Source organism: Phaeobacter sp. JH204B (assembly GCF_048055755.1).
Taxonomy (GTDB): domain Bacteria; phylum Pseudomonadota; class Alphaproteobacteria; order Rhodobacterales; family Rhodobacteraceae; genus Phaeobacter; species Phaeobacter bryozoorum.
In genome coordinates this window covers 43780-64780 of the sequence record NZ_JAYMXF010000032.1, presented here as the reverse complement: position 1 = coordinate 64780, position 21001 = coordinate 43780, and the positions used below count along the sequence as shown (strand labels likewise).

Annotated in this window: 15 protein-coding genes; 7 read left to right on the top strand and 8 right to left on the bottom strand. The window is 63.3% G+C overall.

What is annotated here, in order from left to right; genetic code table 11:
* Nucleotides 1-85: 85 nt before the first annotated feature.
* Together gatB and VXL81_RS18070 are read left to right on the top strand one after the other, a co-directional pair.
* Nucleotides 86-1645 carry an Asp-tRNA(Asn)/Glu-tRNA(Gln) amidotransferase subunit GatB gene (gatB, locus tag VXL81_RS18075; protein WP_416555538.1) on the top strand — a complete coding sequence of 520 codons (1560 nt, stop codon included), beginning with the start codon at nucleotides 86-88 and terminating at the stop codon, nucleotides 1643-1645.
* Nucleotides 1646-1877: 232 nt separating this feature from the next.
* The gene (locus VXL81_RS18070; protein WP_416545368.1) at nucleotides 1878-2549 is read left to right on the top strand and encodes a DUF4177 domain-containing protein; all 672 of its coding nucleotides are present in this window, start codon (nucleotides 1878-1880) and stop codon (nucleotides 2547-2549) included.
* Between the two features lie 74 nt (nucleotides 2550-2623).
* Here VXL81_RS18070 and VXL81_RS18065 read toward each other — a convergent pair whose 3' ends face one another.
* A complete protein-coding gene (locus VXL81_RS18065; protein ID WP_340545062.1) occupies nucleotides 2624-2878 on the bottom strand; it encodes a BolA family protein in 255 nt (84 codons plus the stop codon).
* Between the two features lie 118 nt (nucleotides 2879-2996).
* Between VXL81_RS18065 and VXL81_RS18060 the strand changes: the two genes are divergently transcribed.
* The gene (locus VXL81_RS18060; protein WP_340545061.1) at nucleotides 2997-3620 is read left to right on the top strand and encodes a DnaJ domain-containing protein; all 624 of its coding nucleotides are present in this window, start codon (nucleotides 2997-2999) and stop codon (nucleotides 3618-3620) included.
* A 224-nt stretch (nucleotides 3621-3844) separates the two neighbouring features.
* Here VXL81_RS18060 and VXL81_RS18055 read toward each other — a convergent pair whose 3' ends face one another.
* A complete protein-coding gene (locus VXL81_RS18055) occupies nucleotides 3845-5992 on the bottom strand; it encodes a DEAD/DEAH box helicase (protein WP_416555501.1) in 2148 nt (715 codons plus the stop codon).
* 427 nt (nucleotides 5993-6419) lie between these two features.
* Between VXL81_RS18055 and cobS the strand changes: the two genes are divergently transcribed.
* The 4 genes from cobS (at nucleotide 6420) to VXL81_RS18035 (ending at nucleotide 11906) form a co-directional block, all read left to right on the top strand.
* Nucleotides 6420-7406: a cobaltochelatase subunit CobS gene (cobS, locus tag VXL81_RS18050; protein WP_416536769.1), complete on the top strand. Its 987-nt coding sequence runs from the start codon at nucleotides 6420-6422 to the stop codon at nucleotides 7404-7406.
* Nucleotides 7407-7598: 192 nt separating this feature from the next.
* Nucleotides 7599-9476 carry a cobaltochelatase subunit CobT gene (gene cobT / locus VXL81_RS18045; RefSeq protein WP_416536768.1) on the top strand — a complete coding sequence of 626 codons (1878 nt, stop codon included), beginning with the start codon at nucleotides 7599-7601 and terminating at the stop codon, nucleotides 9474-9476.
* A gap of 235 nt (nucleotides 9477-9711) precedes the next feature.
* Nucleotides 9712-11502: an aminopeptidase P family protein gene (locus VXL81_RS18040; RefSeq protein ID WP_416555499.1), complete on the top strand. Its 1791-nt coding sequence runs from the start codon at nucleotides 9712-9714 to the stop codon at nucleotides 11500-11502.
* Between the two features lie 62 nt (nucleotides 11503-11564).
* Complete coding sequence (locus tag VXL81_RS18035) at nucleotides 11565-11906, top strand: DUF427 domain-containing protein (protein ID WP_416555497.1); 342 nt, start codon at nucleotides 11565-11567, stop codon at nucleotides 11904-11906.
* A 402-nt stretch (nucleotides 11907-12308) separates the two neighbouring features.
* Here the strand turns inward: VXL81_RS18035 and VXL81_RS18030 are convergent, their stop codons facing one another.
* The 6 genes from VXL81_RS18030 to ftsZ all read right to left on the bottom strand — a co-directional run bounded on the left by VXL81_RS18030 (nucleotide 12309) and on the right by ftsZ (nucleotide 20615).
* The gene (locus VXL81_RS18030) at nucleotides 12309-12500 is read right to left on the bottom strand and encodes a hypothetical protein (RefSeq protein ID WP_340545054.1); all 192 of its coding nucleotides are present in this window, start codon (nucleotides 12498-12500) and stop codon (nucleotides 12309-12311) included.
* 216 nt (nucleotides 12501-12716) lie between these two features.
* Entirely contained in the window at nucleotides 12717-14408 is a 1692-nt protein-coding gene (locus VXL81_RS18025; protein ID WP_340545053.1) for a chloride channel protein, read from the bottom strand.
* Nucleotides 14409-14522: 114 nt separating this feature from the next.
* The gene (gene recN, locus VXL81_RS18020; protein WP_416555495.1) at nucleotides 14523-16169 is read right to left on the bottom strand and encodes a DNA repair protein RecN; all 1647 of its coding nucleotides are present in this window, start codon (nucleotides 16167-16169) and stop codon (nucleotides 14523-14525) included.
* A gap of 28 nt (nucleotides 16170-16197) precedes the next feature.
* Nucleotides 16198-17046: an outer membrane protein assembly factor BamD gene (locus tag VXL81_RS18015; protein ID WP_416555493.1), complete on the bottom strand. Its 849-nt coding sequence runs from the start codon at nucleotides 17044-17046 to the stop codon at nucleotides 16198-16200.
* Nucleotides 17047-17687: 641 nt separating this feature from the next.
* Nucleotides 17688-18623, bottom strand: coding sequence for a UDP-3-O-acyl-N-acetylglucosamine deacetylase (lpxC, locus tag VXL81_RS18010; protein WP_416536765.1), 936 nt, complete (start codon nucleotides 18621-18623; stop codon nucleotides 17688-17690).
* 213 nt (nucleotides 18624-18836) lie between these two features.
* Complete coding sequence (ftsZ, locus tag VXL81_RS18005; protein WP_416536764.1) at nucleotides 18837-20615, bottom strand: cell division protein FtsZ; 1779 nt, start codon at nucleotides 20613-20615, stop codon at nucleotides 18837-18839.
* Nucleotides 20616-21001 lie beyond the last annotated feature (386 nt).

Sequence of the window (21001 nt, the reverse complement as noted above, 5' to 3'; positions counted from 1 at the left end):
CTGCCCCTCAATGCCCCCTTGCCCCTGCCCGCGCGGGGGCCTAGAACGCTTGCCAACATCGGACATTCGGATACGGCGGAAAACCATGCTCGACCTGACATATGAACTCCCCAAGCCCAAGGTGATCGCGGGCGCCAAGCATGACTGGGAACTGGTCATCGGTATGGAGGTGCATGCTCAGGTCAGCTCCAATGCAAAGCTGTTCTCAGGCGCCTCCACCAAATTCGGCGCCGAGCCGAACTCCAACGTGGCCTTTGTGGACGCGGCGATGCCCGGCATGCTGCCGGTGATCAACGAATACTGCATTGAACAGGCGGTGCGCACCGGTCTGGGCCTGAAGGCCGATATCAACCTGTGGTCGGCTTTTGACCGCAAGAACTACTTCTACCCCGACCTGCCGCAGGGCTACCAGATTTCCCAGCTTTACCACCCGATCGTGGGCGAAGGCGAAGTGCTGGTGGAACTGGGCGACGGCACCGCGCGCAACGTGCGTGTGGAGCGGATCCACATGGAGCAGGACGCGGGCAAGTCGATTCACGACATGGATCCCAACATGTCCTTTGTCGACCTGAACCGGACCGGCGTCTGCCTGATGGAGATCGTCTCGCGCCCCGACATCCGCGGCCCGGAAGAAGCCGCCGCCTATATCGCCAAGCTGCGCCAGATCATGCAGTATCTCGGCACCTGCGACGGCAATATGCAGAACGGCAACCTGCGCGCCGACGTCAACGTCTCCGTCTGCCTGCCGGGCCAGTACGAGAAATATCAGGAAACCCAGGACTTCTCCCACCTCGGCACCCGCTGCGAAATCAAGAACATGAACTCGATGCGCTTCATCCAGCAGGCGATCGAGGTCGAAGCCCGTCGCCAGATCGCCATCATCGAGGCAGGTGGCGAGATCATGCAGGAAACCCGCCTGTACGATCCGGACAAGGGCGAAACCCGCTCCATGCGCTCCAAGGAAGAAGCGCATGACTACCGCTACTTCCCCGACCCGGACCTGCTGCCGCTGGAAATCGAACAGGCCTGGGTGGATGACATCGCCGCCAACCTGCCGGAACTGCCGGACGAAAAGAAAGCGCGCTTCATCAAGGATTCTGGACTTACTGACTACAACGCGTCCGTACTAACCGCTGAAGTTGCTTCTGCTGACTACTTCGAAGCTGTTGTTTCAAGTGTCGAATCCAAAGGTGTCGACACGAAACAAAGCCAGAGCTCTGGCCACACCGTTGCACAGGGCATCTCGAACATGGTCGTGAACGACGTGTTTGGTGCTTTGAAAAATGCGGGTCTTGAAATAGGCGAATGCCCCATCAGCCCTGAACAACTCGGGGCAATCATTCTCCTGACTCGTGAAGGCGTAATCTCAAGCAAGATTGGCAAGGAGCTTTTTGAGATAGTCTGGAATGAAGGCGGCGACCCCGCTCAGATCGTCGAAGAGCGCGGCATGAAGCAGGTGACAGATACCGGCGCCATCGAAGCCGCGCTGGACGAGATCATCGCCGCCAACCCCGCGCAAGTGGAGAAGGCCAAGGTGAACCCGAAACTGGCAGGCTGGTTTGTCGGCCAGGTGATGAAGGCCACCGGCGGAAAGGCGAATCCGGCCGCCGTGAACAAGCTGGTGGCGCAGAAGTTGGGCGGCTGATCCGGCCACCGGGCACGCAACGCCCCTCAGATAAGAACCACGCAAGGGCGCCCCGGTGGCGCCCTTTGTCCTGTGAAAGGCGCTGCCACACCCCAACCCGAACGCGATGATCTGGAAGCCGCAGCGGCAATTGGGGTATACTGCCGCCCGACAGGTCCCCGCCCATGGGGAACGCGGACGCTTGACCCCCCGCACGCTTGCGCTAAACCTGCCGCCGACACAGGAGACGTTTATGCAAGCTTTTGAATACAAAGTTGTCCCCGCCCCCGCCAAGGGCACCAAGGCCAAGGGCGTCAAAACCGCCGAAGCCCGCTTTGCCAATTCCATTGATATCCTGCTGAACGACATGGCGGCAGAGGGCTGGGAATATCAGCGCGCGGAGCTGCTGCCATCCGAAGAGCGCAGCGGGCTGACCGGCTCGACGACGAACTGGCGCAACGTGCTGATCTTCCGCCGTGCGCTGCCAGCCGCCGCCGAGCAGTTGCAGGCTCAGGCCGTGGCTCAGCTGGCCGCCCAGATCACCGCGCAGCTCGCAGCGCAGCCCCCCGCCCAAGCGGCGGATCACAGCACAGCGGCAGCTGCCACAGCGACCCCCGCGGAGGAGACACCAGCAGTCCCGACGCTTGGCCCGGCCACCACCAGCGCTGTCGCGCCACCCATCGCCATCGCCGGCGACCCAGAGGCCCCGGCAGGCGCAATTGCCGTTCCGGGCCGGGGCGCCCGCTCCATGGTCGCCGATGACGGCGTCGAGGAGCTGAGCCCGGTCTCCGGCCTGACCGCCGCCCTGAAAGCCCGCGCCAGCCTTGCCGCCACCCCGAAAGATGGCGCCGCCAAACCCGCGCCAAAAGCAGAACCAAAACTGACCAGATCGGAAAAATCCTCCGAGGATCCGGCAAACAGCTGACCAGCCCCCGGATGCAATTCCCCGCCAGCGTTGCCATTGTGGCACATCGGCGGGGCTTTGCCTGACTTCCGCCGCTAGACCCCGATATCCAGCGCCAGCGCGTGGATGCGCGGCACGATATCGCCCAGCGCCTTATGCACGGCGCGATGCTGCGCCACGCGGGACATCTCGGCAAAGCCATCGGCCCGGATATATACGTTGAAATGGCTTTCGCCACGCCCGTCGTGACCGGCGTGGCCGACGTGCTGGTCGCTCTCATCCTCAACCCGCAATGCGCGTGGTGCAAATGCGTCGCGCAGACGCGTCTCGATCTCTTCACGGATGCTCATTCTGGCGTGTCCTGCATAAAAATCCCCGTATTAATTTTCCCAGCCCCCTTCAATCTGCCGCCCCTTAGACTAAACTGCTGCCTCCGAGTCGAACAGTTGCGTCTAGAAGGTGCGCCCCATGACCAAGTCAGATCCCTTTGGTTTCGATATGTCCATCCGGTCAGCGAAGAAAAAGAACCCCCGCGGCCGGCGGGCCGCCACCGGCGCGTCCGAGACCTCGCAGCGCATCTGCGACAAGGATGGCTGCGATGAACCCGGCAAATTCCGCGCGCCCAAGGCACCGGATGTGCTGGATGATTACTACTGGTTCTGCCAGGAGCACGTGCGCGAATACAATACCAAGTGGAACTTCTTTGAAGGCACCACCGAGGCCGAATTGAACGCCCAGCAATCCAAGGACAAGGTCTGGGAACGCCAGACCAAACCGATGGGTGACCCCGAGGCGCGCGCCTGGGCGCGGCTGGGCATCGAGGATCCGCATCAGGTGCTGGGCCAGAACGCCACCCGGAATCCGGGGCGCTCAGCCCAGGCCGGGCGCCGCCTGCCCCCGACCGAACGCCGCGCGCTGGAAGTGCTTGAGGCCAAGGACGACTGGAGCAAGGCAGACATCCGCAAAGCCTATAAGAAGCTGATCAAGGTGCTGCACCCCGACATGAACGGTGGCGACCGCAGCCAGGAAGAACAGCTGCAAGAGGTGGTCTGGGCCTGGGACCAGATCAAGGACAGCCGCAGCTTCAAATAAGCGGTAGTTGCGCCCCGAACCAGCCAGACAGAAAACCAGAGCGTCGCGCAAGCGGCGCTTTTTCTTTGTGCAACCTCTGGGTTTTGCAACGCCAGAAGCTTGCAGCGTTCAGACGCCCGCCACGCGACAGCTACGGATCGGCGCGGGGCAGAGATTTGTCCCCAAATGAAAAAGCCACGGCAGATCGGTGCCGTGGCTTTCTGTCTTGCTGACAGGCTCGGATGTTAGCTGCCCTTGCGCTGCGGCCGCGCCGCTCCGCCGGTTTTGGCAACTGCTGCCCGGGCCTTGTTCTTCTTGCTCGTCGGCTTGCCCTTTGGTGGCGGTGCGCCCTTGCGGCCCGATTTCCCCGGATTGGACCAATCGCCCTTGGGCTTGCCCGGAACCGCCGGTTTGGCGGGTTTTGAGGGGCTGGCGGCACGATCCGACGGGCCGCGCGCAGTCACCGTGGCCTTGCCGCCTTCGCCCGTGCGCTTTGGTTTCTCAAAGCGCGGCTTGTCGCCATAGCTGGGCTTGTCGCCATAGCTGGGTTTGTCGCCACGGGGTTTGTCGCCATAGGGCTTGCTGCTCCGTGGCTTGTCACCGTAGGCCGGTTTGTCACCATAGGCAGGCTTGTCACCATAGGCAGGCTTGTCACCATAGGCAGGCTTGTCGCCACGGGGTTTGTCACCGCGCGGCTTGTCATAGCTGGGTTTGTCGCCGTAGGGCTTGCGCTCACCACGATCCTGGCCACGGGGGCCACGTTTGTCATCGCGGAAACCATCGCGGTCCCGGTTCTGCGGGCGCGGCGATTTCGGCAGATCTGGCGCCTTGTCCAGACGCGTTACCGTGGCGCCCTCTTCCAGCTCACCATGTTTGACCGCACCCCAGAACGCATCGGCACTGCTTTCGCGCACCTCGACATAGCTCTGGTCGAACTGAATGCGGATCGCGCCGATGTCGTCTTTGGTCAGATTGCCGGCATTGCACAGCATCGGCAGCAGGCGGCGCGGCTCTGCACCGGCCTTGCGACCACCACTGACCGCAAACCAGACGGAGGGGCCAAAGGGCGCCCGCTCTTCCCGCTCGCGCTTGTCCATCTGCGGATCGCTCAGCTCTTCCGGCGCGCTGTGGCGGTCGTGGAACAGGCGCAGATAGGCGGCGGCCAGCTGCTCGGGAGAGAAACGCTCGACCAGTTCCGCCACCGGGGCGGTCTCATTTTCGCTGACCGGCTCGCTCCAGGCCTTGTCACCCAAGAGACGTTCAAAGTCGCGGGCGCGCACATCATCGGCACTGGGGGCCGGGCTGGTTTCTGCGGTGATCTTGGCGGCACGCAGCAGGCGCAGGGCCTTGCCCTTGGCCTTTGGGGGCACGATCAGCGCGGACACACCCTGGCGCCCGGCACGGCCGGTACGGCCCGAGCGGTGCAACAGGGTTTCGTGGCTGGACGGCAGATCCGCGTGAATCACCAGATCCAGCTTCGGCAGGTCGATCCCGCGCGCCGCCACATCGGTAGCCACGCAAACCCGCGCCCGCCCGTCGCGCAGGGATTGCAACGCGTTGCTCCGCTCCGCCTGGGACAGCTCGCCCGACAGGGCAACCACGGAAAATCCGCGATTGCTCAGCCGCGTGGTCATCCGGTTCACCACCGCACGGGTGTTGCAGAACACGATCGCATTGGGCGACTCGTGGAAGCGCAGCACGTTGATAACGGCGTTTTCGACGTCGCGCTGCGCCACAGCCAGCATCTGGTATTCGATATCCGCGTGCTGCGAGGCTTCAGCCACGGTTTTGATCCGCTGGTGATCCTTGAGATAGGTCTCCGCCAGACGCGCGATACCGGTCGGCACAGTTGCCGAGAACATCAGGGTGCGGCGGTCTTCCGGGGATTCGCCCAGAATGAACTCCAGATCCTCGCGGAAGCCCAGATCCAGCATCTCGTCTGCTTCGTCCAGCACCACGGCGCGTACCTGCGACAGGTTGATCGAGCCGCGCATGATGTGATCGCGCAGACGACCGGGGGTGGCCACGACGATATGCGCGCCACGCTCCAGCGCGCGGCGTTCGTCGCGCATGTCCATACCGCCCACGGTGGAGACGACCTGCGCACCGGCCTCGGCATAGAGCCAGCCCAGTTCGCGTTTCACCTGCAACGCCAGTTCGCGCGTCGGCGCGATGACCAGCGCCAGCGGCAGCTCGGCCCGGTCCAGTTTCTCGGCCTCACCCAGCAATGTAGGGGCCATCGCCAGGCCGAAGCCTACGGTTTTGCCGGAACCGGTCTGCGCCGACACCAGAAGGTCGGACTGATCCAGCTCGGGCGCGGTGACGGCCTGTTGAACGGGTGTCAAATGCTCGTAGCCGCGCGCCTGAAGCGCTTGTTCGAGTGCTGTTTTCAAGATTTCATTTCGCTTGCTGCGGGGCGCGCCGCCAAAGGGCACGCCGAATATCGGGAATGTCCCCGACTGCGCAGGAACGCGGATGGCATCATCCAAGTGCGCGCTGATATCGGCTTTGCCCCCTTTTGTACAGGGTTCATTTGGCTCATCCGGCACCAGAAGCCACCAGCAGACGCAACCCCGCTATGCGTTTGCCGCCACACCCTGCCACCGGCAGAACACAGGGGCGCGGGCCGGAATGCCCCCCCGACACGCGCGCAACTGGCCCGGCCAGGCGCGGCCTTAGTGCCAGATTGAGACCAAACGTCACGACAGCTGGTCAAACCCGGCCTTGGCCCCTTGCGATTGCAGACAAGATCAGGCACCAATCCACCGGATTGCCGCCAGCCGACGGACGCTGCGCGGATGAGGATAAGGATCGATTGCGATGACCGACGGTATGCTGGATATGAACGCGAAACCCACCGAGACCCTTTCGGTGCGCGATGTGTTCGGAATTGATACGGATATGACCGTCAAGGGCTTCGCCGACGGCTCCGACCGGGTTCCGGCTCTGGATCCGACCTATAAATTCGATCCCGAGACCACGTTGGCCATTCTGGCAGGCTTCAGCCACAATCGCCGCGTGATGATCCAGGGCTACCACGGCACCGGTAAATCGACCCATATCGAACAGGTCGCCGCGCGCCTGAACTGGCCCTCCGTCCGGGTGAACCTCGACAGCCACATCTCCCGGATCGACCTCATTGGCAAGGACGCGATCAAGCTGCGCGACGGCAAGCAGGTCACTGAATTCCACGAAGGCATCCTGCCCTGGGCGCTGCGCAACCCGGTTGCCATCGTGTTCGACGAATATGACGCGGGCCGCGCGGACGTGATGTTCGTGATCCAGCGCGTTCTGGAGCATGACGGCAAGCTGACGCTCCTCGATCAGAACGAGATCATCACCCCGAACCCGTTCTTCCGCCTGTTTGCCACCGCCAACACCGTTGGTCTGGGCGATACCACTGGCCTCTATCACGGCACCCAGCAGATCAACCAGGCCCAGATGGACCGCTGGTCGCTGGTGGCCACGCTGAACTACCTCAGCCACGACGCCGAAAGCGCCATCGTCCTGTCCAAGGCGCCGCATTACAACACCGAGAAGGGTCGCAAGACCATCAGCCAGATGGTCACCGTCGCCGATCTCACCCGCACCGCCTTCATGAACGGCGATCTCTCCACCGTGATGTCGCCGCGGACCGTCATCAACTGGGCCCAGAACGCCGAGATTTTCCGCGATGTGGGCTATGCCTTCCGCCTGTCGTTCCTGAACAAATGCGACGAGCTGGAGCGCCAGACCGTGGCCGAGTTCTACCAGCGCTGCTTTGACGAAGAGCTGCCGGAAAGCGCCGCGAGCGTTTCGCTGGGCTAACAGCAATGTGCCGCCCGGCCGCAAGGCCGGGCAGCGCCCGAACTGCCCCCGCCAGACCGAAGGTTTGCCTCCGGCAAAACGGGCGGGCGCTTCGCCTCTCACCCCGCCGGGACCGGCGCTGCCCTATCCGCAGCAGTGCCACTGGACTTTTCCGACACGAGGGGGGATGCTCACAAGGGACTAGGTGCGACCATGAAAAAGCCCAACGACAACCCCGCCGATCCGTTCAAGAAGGCGCTGGCCGAAGCCACCAAGGTCATGGCCAATGATTCCGAGCTGAACGTCTCCTACTCGGTCGACCCTGCCGGTCTGTCCGGCGACAATATGCGGCTGCCTCAGGTCTCCCGACGGATGACCCGCGAAGAGGTGCTGCTGGCCCGTGGCACCGCCGATGCGCTGGCGTTGCGCCACAAATTCCACGACCCCGCCACCCATGCCCGCTATGCCCCCCCCGGCGACATGGCGCTTGATCTCTACGAGGCGCTGGAATCCGCCCGCTGCGAGGCGATGGGCGCGCGGCACATGCCCGGCACCGCCTCCAATATCGACGTTAAGATCCAGAACGAAGCCCTGCGCAAGGGTTACGACCAGATCAAATCCGCAACCGAGGCGCCGCTGGCGGTATCCGCCGGCTATCTGATCCGCCATCTGGCGACCGGCCGCCCGATGCCCGAGGCCGCCGCCAACGTCATGGAACTGTGGCGCGGTTTCATTGAGCAGCAGGCCGGCGACACACTGGCCAATCTCGGTGACACCATCGAGGATCAGGCCGCATTCGCCAAATTCGCGCGGCAGGTGATCACCGATCTGGGCTATGGCGACCAGCTGGGCGACGACCCGGATCAGCTCGACGACGAACAGGACAGCGACGCCGAAGACGACGCCGAGGAGCAGCAGGACCCCGACAGCAGCGGTCAGGACGACTCCGAAGAGGAAGAGGCCGACGCCAACCCCGAACAGGCCCAGGAGCAGCAGCAGGACGAAAGCCAGGCGCAGGTCTCGATGGACGAGATGGCCGATGAAGAGCTGGCTGAAGATACCGAAATGCCCGATGGCGAGGCTCCGCTGGACCCGCCACCGCCGCCCGCCGTGTCGGAGGCTGATCCCGACTATAAGGTCTTCGATGATGCCCATGACGAGGAAATCGCCGCCGAGGATCTCGCCGAACCGGCGGAGCTGGAACGGCTGCGCGCCTATCTGGACCAGCAGCTGGAACCGCTGAAAGGGGCCGTCTCGCGGCTTGCCAACAAATTGCAGCGCCGCCTTCAGGCGCAGCAGAACCGCTCGTGGGAGTTTGACCTCGAAGAGGGCATTCTGGACGCCGGCCGTCTGGCCCGCGTGGTGGCCAACCCCACCACGCCGCTGTCGTTCAAACGGGAGAAAGACACCGAATTCCGCGACACCGTGGTGACGCTCCTCTTGGACAACTCCGGTTCCATGCGCGGTCGGCCAATCTCCATCGCCGCGATCTGCGCCGACGTTCTGGCCCGCACTCTGGAGCGCTGCAACGTGAAGGTCGAAATCCTCGGCTTTACCACCCGCGCGTGGAAAGGCGGGCTCGCGCGTGAGGCCTGGCTCAATGACGGTCGCCCGCAACTCCCCGGCCGTCTGAACGACCTGCGCCACATCATCTACAAAGCCGCCGATGCGCCGATGCGCCGGACCCGCGACAATCTTGGCCTGATGATGAAAGAGGGCCTGCTGAAGGAGAATATCGACGGCGAGGCGCTGGAATGGGCGCACCGCCGCATGGTCGCCCGTCAGGAAGCCCGCAAGATCCTGATGGTGATCTCCGATGGCGCGCCGGTGGATGACAGCACCCTGTCGGTGAACCCGGCCAACTATCTGGAAAAACACCTGCGTGATGTGATCGCGATGGTCGAGCGGCGCAAACAGGTTGAACTGCTGGCCATCGGCATCGGCCATGACGTCACCCGCTATTACGATCGCGCCGTGACCATCACCGATGTTGAACAGCTGGCAGGCGCCATGACCGAGCAGCTGGCCGCTCTCTTTGACAGTGACCCGCGCGCCCGCGCCCGGGTGATGGGCATCAAACGCGCGAGCTGAGCACGCCAGCCGCGCCGCTCTGAATCAAAGCCCCGCGCCGCTTCGGTGCGGGGCTTTGTGTTACAGGGGTTGCGGGACGTCGCCGGATTTGGAACAAGTGTTCGCGACAGAGCGCGCCGTGACTGCCGCGCCATTTCCTTGTTCCTGCCGACGTTGCGCAACACCCGCCCAGAAGGGCCGGCCGCTGCGCCCTGACCAACCGTCGCGGACCACCCGAAACAGATGGAGGGAGCCGATGTTCCAGACCTTCGACGTGACAGCCCGCCCGGAACAGGGCCCGCCCCGCCTCGAGGCTTTGCGCACCGAATTGCAGCGTGAAGGGCTCGACGGCTTTCTGGTGCCGCGCAGCGATGCCCATCAGGGCGAATATGTCGCCCCCGGCGATGAACGTCTGGCCTGGCTCACCGGATTTACCGGCTCTGCGGGCTTCTGTGTCGTGCTGCGCGATGTGGCCGGGGTGTTTATCGACGGGCGTTACCGCACGCAGGTAAAACAGCAGGTCGCGGGGGTCTTTACCCCGGTGCACTGGCCCGAGGTACAGCTGGCCGATTGGCTGAAGGAGCAGCTGCCGACCGGGGGGCGCATCGGCTATGACCCCTGGCTGCATTCGGCCAGCCAGATGCAGGGGCTCGATCTGCACGGGTTTGAATTCGTGCCGGTCGACAATCTGGTGGATCGCATCTGGCAGGATCAGCCCACCCCGCCGGTGCAGCCCGTCATCGCCCATCCGCTCAGCTATGCAGGTACATCCGCCTCCGAAAAGACCGCCTCTGTGGCCCAAGAGCTGCGCGACGCCGGACATAGCGCCGCCGTGATCACCCTGCCAGATAGCATCATGTGGCTCCTGAACATCCGCGGCAGCGATATCGCCCACAACCCGGTCGCCCACGGGTTTGCCATCCTGCACGCCAACGCGCGGGTCGATCTGTTCATGGCGGAAGAGAAGCTGACGGGTGTCAGGGATCACCTCGGCGCGGATGTGGCCGTTCATGCGCCGCAGAGCTTCCTGTCCGCCGTGGCTGAGCTGGCGCAGGCCAAAGATGCCTCCGTCACCGTCGATCTGACGACCCTGCCCCGGATCGTCGCCGATCAGCTCGGCGATGCGCTGGTTGCGGCCGGTGACCCCTGCGCCCTGCCCAAGGCCCGCAAATGCGCCGCCGAGATCGCAGGCAGCGCCGCCGCTCATCTCCGCGATGGTGCCGCCGTGGTGGAAACCCTCGCCTGGCTGGACGCCCAGCCCCCCGGCAGCATCACCGAAATCGACGTGGTCAAACATCTCGAAGCCACCCGCCGCAAGGATCCGAAGCTGCGCGACATCAGCTTTGAAACCATTTCGGGCACCGGCCCCAATGGCGCCATCATCCACTACCGGGTCAGCGAGGACAGCAATGCCGCGCTGCTGGACGGGCATCTGCTGGTGCTGGACAGCGGCGGGCAATACCTGGACGGCACCACCGACATCACCCGCACCCTCGCCATCGGCACCCCACCGCAGGAAGCCCGCGAGGCCTATACCCGCGTTCTGCAGGGCATGATCGCCATGTCCCGCCTGCGCTGGCCCAAGGGGCTTGCCGGTCGCGACATCGAGGCGGTGGGACGAATGCCGCTCTGGCTGGCCGGGCAGGACTTCAACCACGGGCTTGGCCACGGGGTCGGCGCCTTCCTCAGCGTACATGAAGGCCCGCAGCGGCTCAGCCGTGCCGGCACCGTACCGCTGGAACCCGGCATGATCCTCTCCAATGAACCGGGATATTACCGCGAAGGCGCTTTTGGTATTCGCATTGAGAACCTGTTGGTGGTAGAACCGGCGCCTGAGCTGGACAGCGCCGACGCCGAACGCGAAATGCTGAGCTGGCGCACCCTGACCTACGCCCCGCTGGACCGCCGCCTGATCGTGGTGGACCTGCTCACCACGGCAGAGCGGGACTGGCTGAACGCCTATCATGCGGATGTAGCCGCCAAGATAGGACCCAACGTAACAGACCCAGCACAACGCTGGCTGGATGCCGCAACGGCGCCGCTGTGATACCGCAGTGTTACATCTGAAGACGACATTGATCCGTGACGAACGACGTGAAGGAAAAGGCCATGACAAAGATCCATATTCGCAAAGCAGAAGGCACCTGGGTGGTGCGCTCCGGTGGTGCCGTGCTGGGCGAGAGCAGCAACGCGCTTGAGCTGAGCGAGGGCGATCTGGCGCCCGTCATCTATTTTCCCCGCGGCGACATCGCGACAGCCTTCCTTGACCGCAGCGACAAGACCACCCACTGCCCGGCCAAGGGCGATGCCAGCTACTTCTCGATTGTGAACAAATCATCCGTGACCGAAAACGCGGTCTGGAGCTACGAAACACCCAATGAGGCCGTAGCGCAGATCAAGAACCACCTTGCCTTCGTCACCGGTGACACCGTGAAAGTGGAGCGGATCTAGGCCCGGCTCGATCGGCAAAAACACGCTCTTATGCAGTCAGGGCGCCCCGTCTCGGGGCGCCTTTTTCGTGGATAAGCAGCCTTTCGCTCATCAGGAAACCGCGCTGGGAACCGGGCAACCCACCGCCCGCAGGCCCCGGCGCAGCAGCGCGCGATTGTCGGAAAACGCCATCTGATGGGTCGCGAACGGATCCGAAAAACGGCCACTGACGCGGTCGGAAAATTCGGACTTCACATATTCACCCGATACAGCAATTAGAAAGATGCACGTATAACGATCATATTGATCGTTATTTCGCTACCGTTTTTGCAGGCCAAAGAGAGCCCGCCCGGAACCCTGCCCCAGGACCAAATAAGATACCGACGAAGAAACAAATAGGCGCGACGGATGTCGCATGCCCCCCTAGTTCAGGATGGTCTGACAAAGATGCTGACGCGCGGCCTCGACGGCCTCACCGGTACAGAACATCTGTGCATCCCGTGCGCTTTGAACGACATAGTCGATCAGGGCCTCATAAGACGCCCGCTCATTTTCCTGCTCTACTGCCTTCGCCACTGTTTCAGCCTCTGTCGGGCTGATTGTTTTGTGTTGCATGTTTTCACTTCCGAAGAATGATCACCATTATCCTTATGTTAACCATATTTAAGCCGCTGGGCCGATAAAGGTTAAAATTTCTTCTGGAAAAAAGCGAACACCCGTTTCAGAAATATCACATATTTGGGATCGTCTTTTGCGGGTAAACTTGTCTTTAAGCGACGGCTTTATGGGAAATGTCGCAAATTGACGATGAGCCGCCGTAGTTTTCAATCCTCAACTATGCTCCTCCGCAGCCGCCGCAGCCAGCGCGCGGGTGTAGGCTTTCAGCGAATCAATGTGGTAAAGGGCTCCGATGAGATTCGGCGGATTATCGCCGCCCTCCCCTTCGGCCAGTACCGGCAGATAGCTGAGATCGGCCCGGTCGAAGATCGGCATCGCGGCCTCCAGCGAGGCAGAGGCGCGGACCGACAGCCCCTGGTCAATCAGCGCGGCGCAGTCCTCCGCGCTGGCGCAACGCGGATCGCCCAGTGGCCGCATCACCGCTCCGGCGCGCAGCATCGACAGCAGATAGGCCTGTGGCCCCGCCGCGCAATGAATATTGCGCCGCTCCAGCTGGGTGAGAAAGAACGACCGGTCGACAATCCGCGACGCCAGCGCCGTCGACATCGACACCGCCACCATCACCGCCAGGCCGATCTGCCAGTCGCCGGTCAGCTCGAACACGATCAGCGTCGTGGAAATCGGCGCGCCAAGCACCGCCGCCGCCACGGCGCCCATCCCGGCAAAAGCATAGAGCGTATGCGTCCCCGACACATCCGGCAGCACAGCGGTCGCAATCAGCCCAAAGGCGAGCCCGGTCAGCGCCCCGACCATCAGCGACGGTGAGAACACCCCGCCCCCCATGCGCCCGCCCATGGTGATCGCCACGGCCGCGGTTTTGACCATGGCAAAGAGAATGGTCTGATGCAGCACCAGCGCGCCCGTGAGGGCCAGAACCGTGGTTTCATAGCCAACGCCAATGATATGGGGAAACCAGACCGCAAGCCCGCCCAGCAGCAGGCCAGAGGCCGCCGGACGCAGCCATCGCGGCAGACCCAGCTTTGTCTGCACAGCATTGCCGATTTCCTCGGCAAAGAAGATCGACCGCATCAGCACCACCGCCACGATCCCGCAGATCAGCCCAAGCATCAGAAAGGCCGGCAGCTCGACGTAGAATTGCAGCGCCCCCGGCGTGATCAGGTCGAACTCCGTCACATCGCCATATTCCAGCCGGTTGATCACGGTTCCGGCCACCGAGGCGATGACAATGGGCGCAAAGGCATGGACCGCGAAATGCCGCAGCACCACCTCCAGCGCAAAGAGCGCCCCGGCAATAGGCGCATTGAAGCTGGCAGAAACCGCCGCCGCCACCGCACAGCCCAGGAGATCGCGCCCGGTGATGCCATCGGCCTGAATGCGATTGCTGACCCAGGTCGAGATCACCCCCGCCATATGCACCACCGGCCCCTCGCGACCGGTTGATCCGCCGGTACTGAGCGTGATCAGAGAGGCACAGGCAGACGCCAGACCGGCGCGAATTTCCACCCGCCCATCGCCAAGCGCGGCGCCCTCGATCACATCGGCAACGGATCGCACTCGGGCATCCGGCGTAAACCGGTGCAGGATCAGCCCCACCACCAGCCCGCCAAGGGTCGGAATGATCATCAGCCAGTACCAGGGCATGTCCTGTGCGAAACTATGCAGGAAATTCACATCCTCCGCGCCATAGACCCAGGCCTGAAAGGCGGTGATCCCCTTGCGGAAGAACAGCGCCGCAAACCCGGCAGCGATCCCGATCAGCAAGGCGATAAACCAGAATTGAAACTGGCTCGGCCCCCGGTGGCGCAGCACCCGCCAGACATCCCGCACGCCAGCAACCCCCTGAGCCAGCTGGGCGGAAATGGCGGAGCGTATGGTCTGTGGCATGAACCCGATTGTCCCGGTGTCGTTCTTGTCTGTTTACGCGGCAAACTATCGGCAGGTTGGTTAAGCCATCGTGAAAACTCAACAGCTTAGAACGATCCGGGCAACAGTTTTAGCTCAGCCCACCAGCAGCGCCCTGGCGGCAGCGCGGGCCTCCGAGGTGATTGTATCACCTGAAACCATACGCGCCAGCTCATCGACCCGTTCGTCCTCATCCAGCGGCACCACCTGCGACAGCGTCTGCCCGTCGACAACCTGCTTCTGCACCCGCCAATGATGCGCGCCCTGGGCCGCCACCTGCGGCGAATGGGTCACAACCAGCACCTGCCCGCCATCGGCCAGCGCCTTCAGCCGCCGCCCCACCGCATCCGCCGTCGCGCCGCCCACGCCGCGGTCGATCTCGTCAAAGATCATCGTCTGATTGCCGGTCTCGCCGCGCAGGCAGACCTTCAGCGCCAGCAAAAAGCGGCTCAGCTCACCGCCCGAGGCGATCTTGTTCAGCGGCCCCGCCGGCGCGCCGGGGTTTGTGGCCACGGTAAAGGCAACCGCGTCCTTGCCCTCCGGTCCCGGCTCGGCCTCGGTCAGGCGTGTTTCAAACACCGCGCGTTCCATCTTGAGCGGGGTCAGCTCAGCCATCACCGCCGCATCCAGTGCCGCCGCCGTCTCCCGCCGCGCCGCCGACAGCTGCGCCGCCGCCCCCGCATAGGCCGCCTCGGCCTCGGCCAGTGCGGCCTCCTGATCGGCGAGATCCTGATCCCCGGCATCCACCGCCGCCAGTTTCTCGCGCAGGGTTTCAGCATAGCCGCCCAGATCATCGGGCAGCACATCATGTTTGCGGGCCAGCGCGCGGATGGCAAACAGCCGCTCCTCGCTCTCTTCCAGCTCACCGGGATTGAACTCCAGCCCGTCGAGCACACGGGCAACGCCATCCTGCGCCTCACCCAGTTCGATCATCGCCCGCAACAGCGCCGCAATCGGCGCATCCAGCGCCGAGTCCGCCTGCGCAGAGACCCCTTCCAGCCAGCGCTGCGCATCCCCCAGTGCCGTTTCGGCACCATCGGTCAGGATGCTCTGGGCGCGCTGGATATCGCCACGGATCCGCTCGGCGGACTGCATCTCGCGGCGGCGCTGATCCAGTGCAGCATCCTCGCCGGGCTGCGGGTCAAGCGCGTCCAGCTCCGCCACCGCATGGCGCAGGAAATCCTCTTCGGCGCGGATGGCCTCCAGCGCGGCGCGGGTTTCGGCAACGCTCTTTCGGGCGCGGCTGGCAGCGGCCCAGCGATCGCGGACGGTCCGCAGAAGATCGCCAAGACCGGCAAACTCATCCAGCATGGCGCGGTGGCCGCGCGGGTTCAGCAGGCCCCGGTCATCATGCTGGCCATGCAATTCCAGCAGCGTGTCCGACAGCGCCCGCAGTACCTCGCCCGAACAGCGCCGGTCATTCACCCAGGCGGTCTTGCGCCCCTCGGCGGTGTTCACCCGGCGCAACAGCAGCGTATCGCCTCCGGGCAGCCCCGCCTCAGCCAGCACCGCATGGGCCGGATGGTCTGGCGACAGCTCGAACTCGGCCAGCACCTCCCCCTGTTTGGCGCCCTGGCGCACCAGTTCGGCCCGGCCCCGCCAGCCCAGCACAAAACCAAGCGAATCCAGCAGGATCGACTTGCCGGCCCCGGTCTCCCCGGTCAGCACGTTGAGACCCGGCTGAAAATTCAGCTCAAGATGGTCGATGATCAGGATATCGCGAATATCAAGCGCGCGCAGCATGGCCCGGCCCCAATTGCGGAAGTGGCAATTACAGCCACTCCCCCTTGATGGACTGACGGTAGATCTGGCTCAGCCAGTTGTTGCCGACATCGCGCATTTTCAGCCCGTTGTCTGTCAGCAGCTTAAAGCTGTCCTCATACCATTCGGTCGATTGATAGTTATGGCCCAGAATGGCACCGGCGGTCTGCGCCTCATTCACCAGCCCCAGCGACAGATAGGCCTCGACCAGACGGTGCAGCGCCTCTGCGGTATGGGTTGTGGTCTGGAAATCCTCGACCACAACGCGGAACCGGTTCACCGCCGAGGTATAATGCTCCTTGCGCAGATAGTAGCGGCCGATCTCCATCTCCTTGCCCGCCAGATGGTCAAAGGCAAGATCGAACTTCAGGATTGCCGAGCTGGCATATTCGCTGTCCGGGTAGACCTCGATCACGGTGCGCAGCGATTGCAGCGCCTGAAAGGTCAGGCCCTGATCGCGGCCCACTTCGTCGATCTGATCATAGTAGCTCAGCGCCAGCAGATACTGCGCATAAGCGGCGTCTTCTTCGGTCGGGTAGAAGTCGATATAGCGCTGTGCGGCAGCGCGGCTGTCCTCGTAGTCACGCCCCAGATGATAGGCATAGGCCTGCATGATCAGGGCCTGTTTCGCCCAGGAGGAATAGGGGTAAAGACGTTCGATCTCGGAGAAGTAAAAGGCCGCATCCTCGGTCCGGTTGCGCTCCATCTCGAATTCGCCGCGCTCGTAGATCTGCTCCGGGGTGAACCCGTCAAGTGGCTGCGAACTCTTGGCCGCGCCCCCGTCTCCGCCACATCCCGAAAGCGCAGCTACGAGTAGAACCGCGCCGATGGTTTTGGCTGCCGCCCCCATGCCCATCATGTTCGCCTAACCTCACCGTCATTTACTTACGGGTGTGAACCCCGGTTCTGCCCGGTCTAGCACATTCAATTGACGCGCAAAACGTCTTTAACCGATTTCCCGCCCACTTGGCAGAGAAAGCGCGGCGGGGTCAAGAGTGCGAAGCAGCCCCGGCCCGCCACAACATGGCCCACGCCAGCCGATACCCCATGCCGCGCCGGGGTTCGCCGCATCCGAAAACATTGGTCAATATGAGGTGAGCGCTGCAAGGGTTCGAACCAAACGGGATCTGGACAAGTCCCGGCAAGCCGCTTTGGGGCACGCTGAGGCCGCGCGCTGCGCCGTGAAGCCGCCGGTGTGATCTTCGAACCGCCCCGCCCCTCTAGGGTCACGACCTAAGGACGGCTCGAAGATCTCCCCCGGTGCCCCCGGCGCAATCTGCCCCGGTCGGGCTGCGCCAACGCATAGGCCTGTATTGGATCGAACTGTGGTGCAGTCTGCGCCCGGCGTCTGTGCTGCAATCATCAGTTCGCGAGTGACCGGAGTGCTGTCGTTGCAGCCCGCGGTCCGGTTGGCGCCGGGTGCACCCCGATTGTCCGGGGGAACCCAGGTTGAACGTCAGGCCCCCCAGCCGACGTTCCCGCCCGATAGCCTCAATTCAGTTACGCAACGCGGCGCGCATCGGTCGGGATCTCCGCCCAGACCAGCCCCTGCCCCGGCAGGCGCGCTGTCATCGCTGCATCGCAGCTCACCTGACGCACCGCGCCGGGTGTCGCAAAGACCGCCCGCAGCAATGTGTTGGTCAGCGAATGACCGGCACGCTCGCCGATATAGTGGCCAAAGACCGGGCCACCCGCCAGCGACAGATCACCAAGCGCGTCCAGCATCTTGTGGCGCACCGGCTCATCCGAGTGGCGCAGCCCCGCGCCGCTCTCGACCTGCGGGCCGTCGAACACAACCGCGTTCTCGCCGGGGACACCCCCCAGCGCCAGACCATTGGCCTGCATGCTTTCGACGTCAACGCGACGGCAGAAGGTGCGGCTGTCGCAAAGCTCACGCGCAAAGGCACCATTGCGCAGATCCAGCGTCTTGCTCTGACGGCCAATCGCCGTCTCGGCAAAGTCGATGTGGAACTCGATGGTCAGGCGGTTGCTCGGCAACAGGGTGGCGGTGGCACCGTCATGGCTGACACTCACCGGCTTCAGGATCTGATAGGCGGTGACCGGCGCCGCAAGGCGCTGAATACCGGTCTGCATGATGCCCCGCACGAAATGCGCCGAAGACCCATCCATGATCGGCACTTCCGGGCCGTCGATATCAATCATCACATTGTGGATGCCACAGCCCGCCAGCGCGGCCATGATATGCTCCACCGTGGAAACCGAAACACCGGAGGCATTGACCAGCCGCGTGCACAATGGCGTCCGCTCGACCCGGTCCCAAAGCGCCGGCACCATGGTGTTGCCCAAAGCGATGTCAGTGCGCCGGAAGCAGATGCCGTGGCCAGCCGATGCAGGCTTCAGGATCATGCGAACGGGTTTGCCGGAGTGGAGCCCCACACCGTCAAACGTCACTGATGCTTTAAGCGTATTCTGCACGATGGCCTCATTCCGTAAGGGTGGGCCGTACTTGGGCCCTTGTTGCGGAACAGAGGTAAGGTGTCACTTCGTTAGGCTCAACTCAATCTTTGTAACGGAATGAAACATCCCTGTAACAGATCGGCAAAACCCTGCCCAACCGGCGCCAACTCGCTGATTTAAAACGAAAAAAGGTCGCCCTATGGCGACCTTTTTGACTTATATGTGATCAGCTCAGTTGGCTTGACGGCGCAGGAATGCGGGAATTTCGATGCGTTCCTGCTCCGGGTTCGCCTGCCGCTGCGGCTGCGCTGCGGGTGCCGCCTGCTGGCCGTGATGCGCAACCTGGGGCTGGTGCATCGGGGCCTGCTGTGCGGCGGCCTGCTGCATGGGCGGCTGCTGACGTGCCGGTTGCTGCGGCTTGGCGGCCTGGCCTTCAGCGGCGCTGCCGGTCATGCGATGGATCAGCGAATTGAGCCCAAAGCGGCGCTGTTCGTGACCCGCTGCGGCGGGCTGCTGCACCTGCTGAGGCTGCTGCTGCACCTGCTGCGGGGCCCGCGGCTGAACCGTGTCGATCGACGGGCGCTGCTGCATCTGTGTCTGCTGCATCGGCTGCTGAGGCTGGGCGCGCTGCGCAGCCGCCTGAAGCCGCACGATCGCCTCTGGCGACGGGGTACCGGGTGCGGGCGCCTTTGGTGCCACAAAGCTCTCGGCCTGATGGGCCGCAACTTCGGCCTGCGGCTGGAATTCCGGCGCGGGCGTGCCCTGATAGGCCGGTGCGGGCAGACCGTCGGCGCCTAGCTGTTCGCCCGCGTCCTCCAGCACCTCTTCATAGTGACCTTCAGCGGCGGCCTGACCATCGTCGAATTCCGCAAACAGCGACGGCTCTTCCTGAGCGGCGGCCACGGGTTCGGCGGCAGCTGCGGGCTGCTCAACCGGGCTGCTCAGCTCCAGCGGCGCGGCGCTGCGGCTGTCTTCAACGCTGACGGTCTGCTTCAGCGGTGCCGACATGGGACGGCGCGGCACCGGAATGTCGGAGTGCACATCCACGGCATCAATACCGGTGGCCACAACGGAAACCCGCATCTTGCCTTCCATCGCGGTGTCGAGGGTCGAGCCGACGATGATGTTTGCGTTGGGATCGACCTCTTCGCGAATGCGGTTGGCCGCTTCGTCCAGTTCAAACAGGGTCAGGTCATGTGCGCCGGTGATGTTGATCAGAACACCCTTCGCGCCCTTGAGGCTGATTTCGTCCAGCAGCGGGTTCGCGATGGCCTTCTCGGCGGCCTGCACGGCGCGATCTTCGCCCTCGGCCTCGCCGGTGCCCATCATCGCCTTGCCCATCTCGTCCATCACGGCGCGCACGTCCGCAAAGTCGAGGTTGATGAGACCCGGACGCACCATCAGATCGGTCACGCCTTTGACACCTTGATAAAGGACATCATCCGCCATCGAGAACGCCTCGGTGAAGGTGGTCTTTTCATTGGCCAGACGGAACAGATTCTGGTTCGGAATGATGATCAGCGTATCGACGACCTTTTGCAGGGCTTCGACACCCTCCTCGGCCTGACGCATCCGCTTGTTGCCTTCGAACTGGAACGGCTTGGTGACAACACCAACGGTCAGCACACCCAGTTCACGGGCGGCCTGCGCGATGATCGGCGCAGCCCCGGTGCCGGTGCCGCCGCCCATACCTGCGGTGATAAAGCACATATGCGCGCCCGCGAGGTGATCAACGATCTGTTCAATGCTTTCTTCAGCAGCGGCAGACCCAACCGAGGGGCGCGCGCCGGCGCCCAGACCTTCGGTGACTTTGATGCCCAGCTGGACGCGGCTTTTGGAGGCGCTTTGCTGCAGCGCCTGCGCGTCGGTATTGGCGACGACAAAATCCACGCCGTCCAGCTGTTTGTCGATCATGTTGTTGACGGCATTGCCGCCTGCCCCGCCGACGCCAAACACGGTAATCCGGGGCTTCAGCTCTTCCTGGCCGGGCATCGAAAGGTTCAAGGTCATGCTCGTTCCGCCTGTGTTATCAGCCCTCCCGCAAGGGCCTATTCCTGTCCATCTTTGCGACAATCCTACCGCGCAGCACGAGTCGCGTCATCCAAAAAAGCGCTATTTTCCACAAAATATAGACATAGTATTGTCTAATTTCGCGACATTTCGCCGATTTTGGCAAATGCTGTGGAAAGCCCAGCAACACACCACAACATGACGGCAGCCTCCGAAAACCAAAGCCCTCGAAAGCACATCTCGTCACTGATACTGGTGGCCACTGCTCGGCCTACATGCGCCGCATGATGCGGTCGTTACCGGAACATTAACGCGGCAGGATTTCGCTGTCACCCGCGAAACCGCCTTGCCAGCGAAGTTTTTCGTTAACATTTGATTAATGAAGG

Bases quoted from the DNA above. Each gene is read 5' to 3' on its own strand.
- gatB (WP_416555538.1), top strand. From the start codon at position 86: ATGCTCGACCTGACATATGAACTCCCCAAGCCCAAGGTGATCGCGGGC.
- VXL81_RS18070 (WP_416545368.1), top strand. From the start codon at position 1,878: ATGCAAGCTTTTGAATACAAAGTTGTCCCCGCCCCCGCCAAGGGCACC.
- VXL81_RS18065 (WP_340545062.1), bottom strand. From the start codon at position 2,878: ATGAGCATCCGTGAAGAGATCGAGACGCGTCTGCGCGACGCATTTGCA.
- VXL81_RS18060 (WP_340545061.1), top strand. From the start codon at position 2,997: ATGACCAAGTCAGATCCCTTTGGTTTCGATATGTCCATCCGGTCAGCG.
- cobS (WP_416536769.1), top strand. From the start codon at position 6,420: ATGACCGACGGTATGCTGGATATGAACGCGAAACCCACCGAGACCCTT.
- cobT (WP_416536768.1), top strand. From the start codon at position 7,599: ATGAAAAAGCCCAACGACAACCCCGCCGATCCGTTCAAGAAGGCGCTG.
- VXL81_RS18040 (WP_416555499.1), top strand. From the start codon at position 9,712: ATGTTCCAGACCTTCGACGTGACAGCCCGCCCGGAACAGGGCCCGCCC.
- VXL81_RS18035 (WP_416555497.1), top strand. From the start codon at position 11,565: ATGACAAAGATCCATATTCGCAAAGCAGAAGGCACCTGGGTGGTGCGC.
- VXL81_RS18030 (WP_340545054.1), bottom strand. From the start codon at position 12,500: ATGCAACACAAAACAATCAGCCCGACAGAGGCTGAAACAGTGGCGAAG.
- VXL81_RS18025 (WP_340545053.1), bottom strand. From the start codon at position 14,408: ATGCCACAGACCATACGCTCCGCCATTTCCGCCCAGCTGGCTCAGGGG.
- recN (WP_416555495.1), bottom strand. From the start codon at position 16,169: ATGCTGCGCGCGCTTGATATTCGCGATATCCTGATCATCGACCATCTT.
- VXL81_RS18015 (WP_416555493.1), bottom strand. From the start codon at position 17,046: ATGATGGGCATGGGGGCGGCAGCCAAAACCATCGGCGCGGTTCTACTC.
- ftsZ (WP_416536764.1), bottom strand. From the start codon at position 20,615: ATGACCTTGAACCTTTCGATGCCCGGCCAGGAAGAGCTGAAGCCCCGG.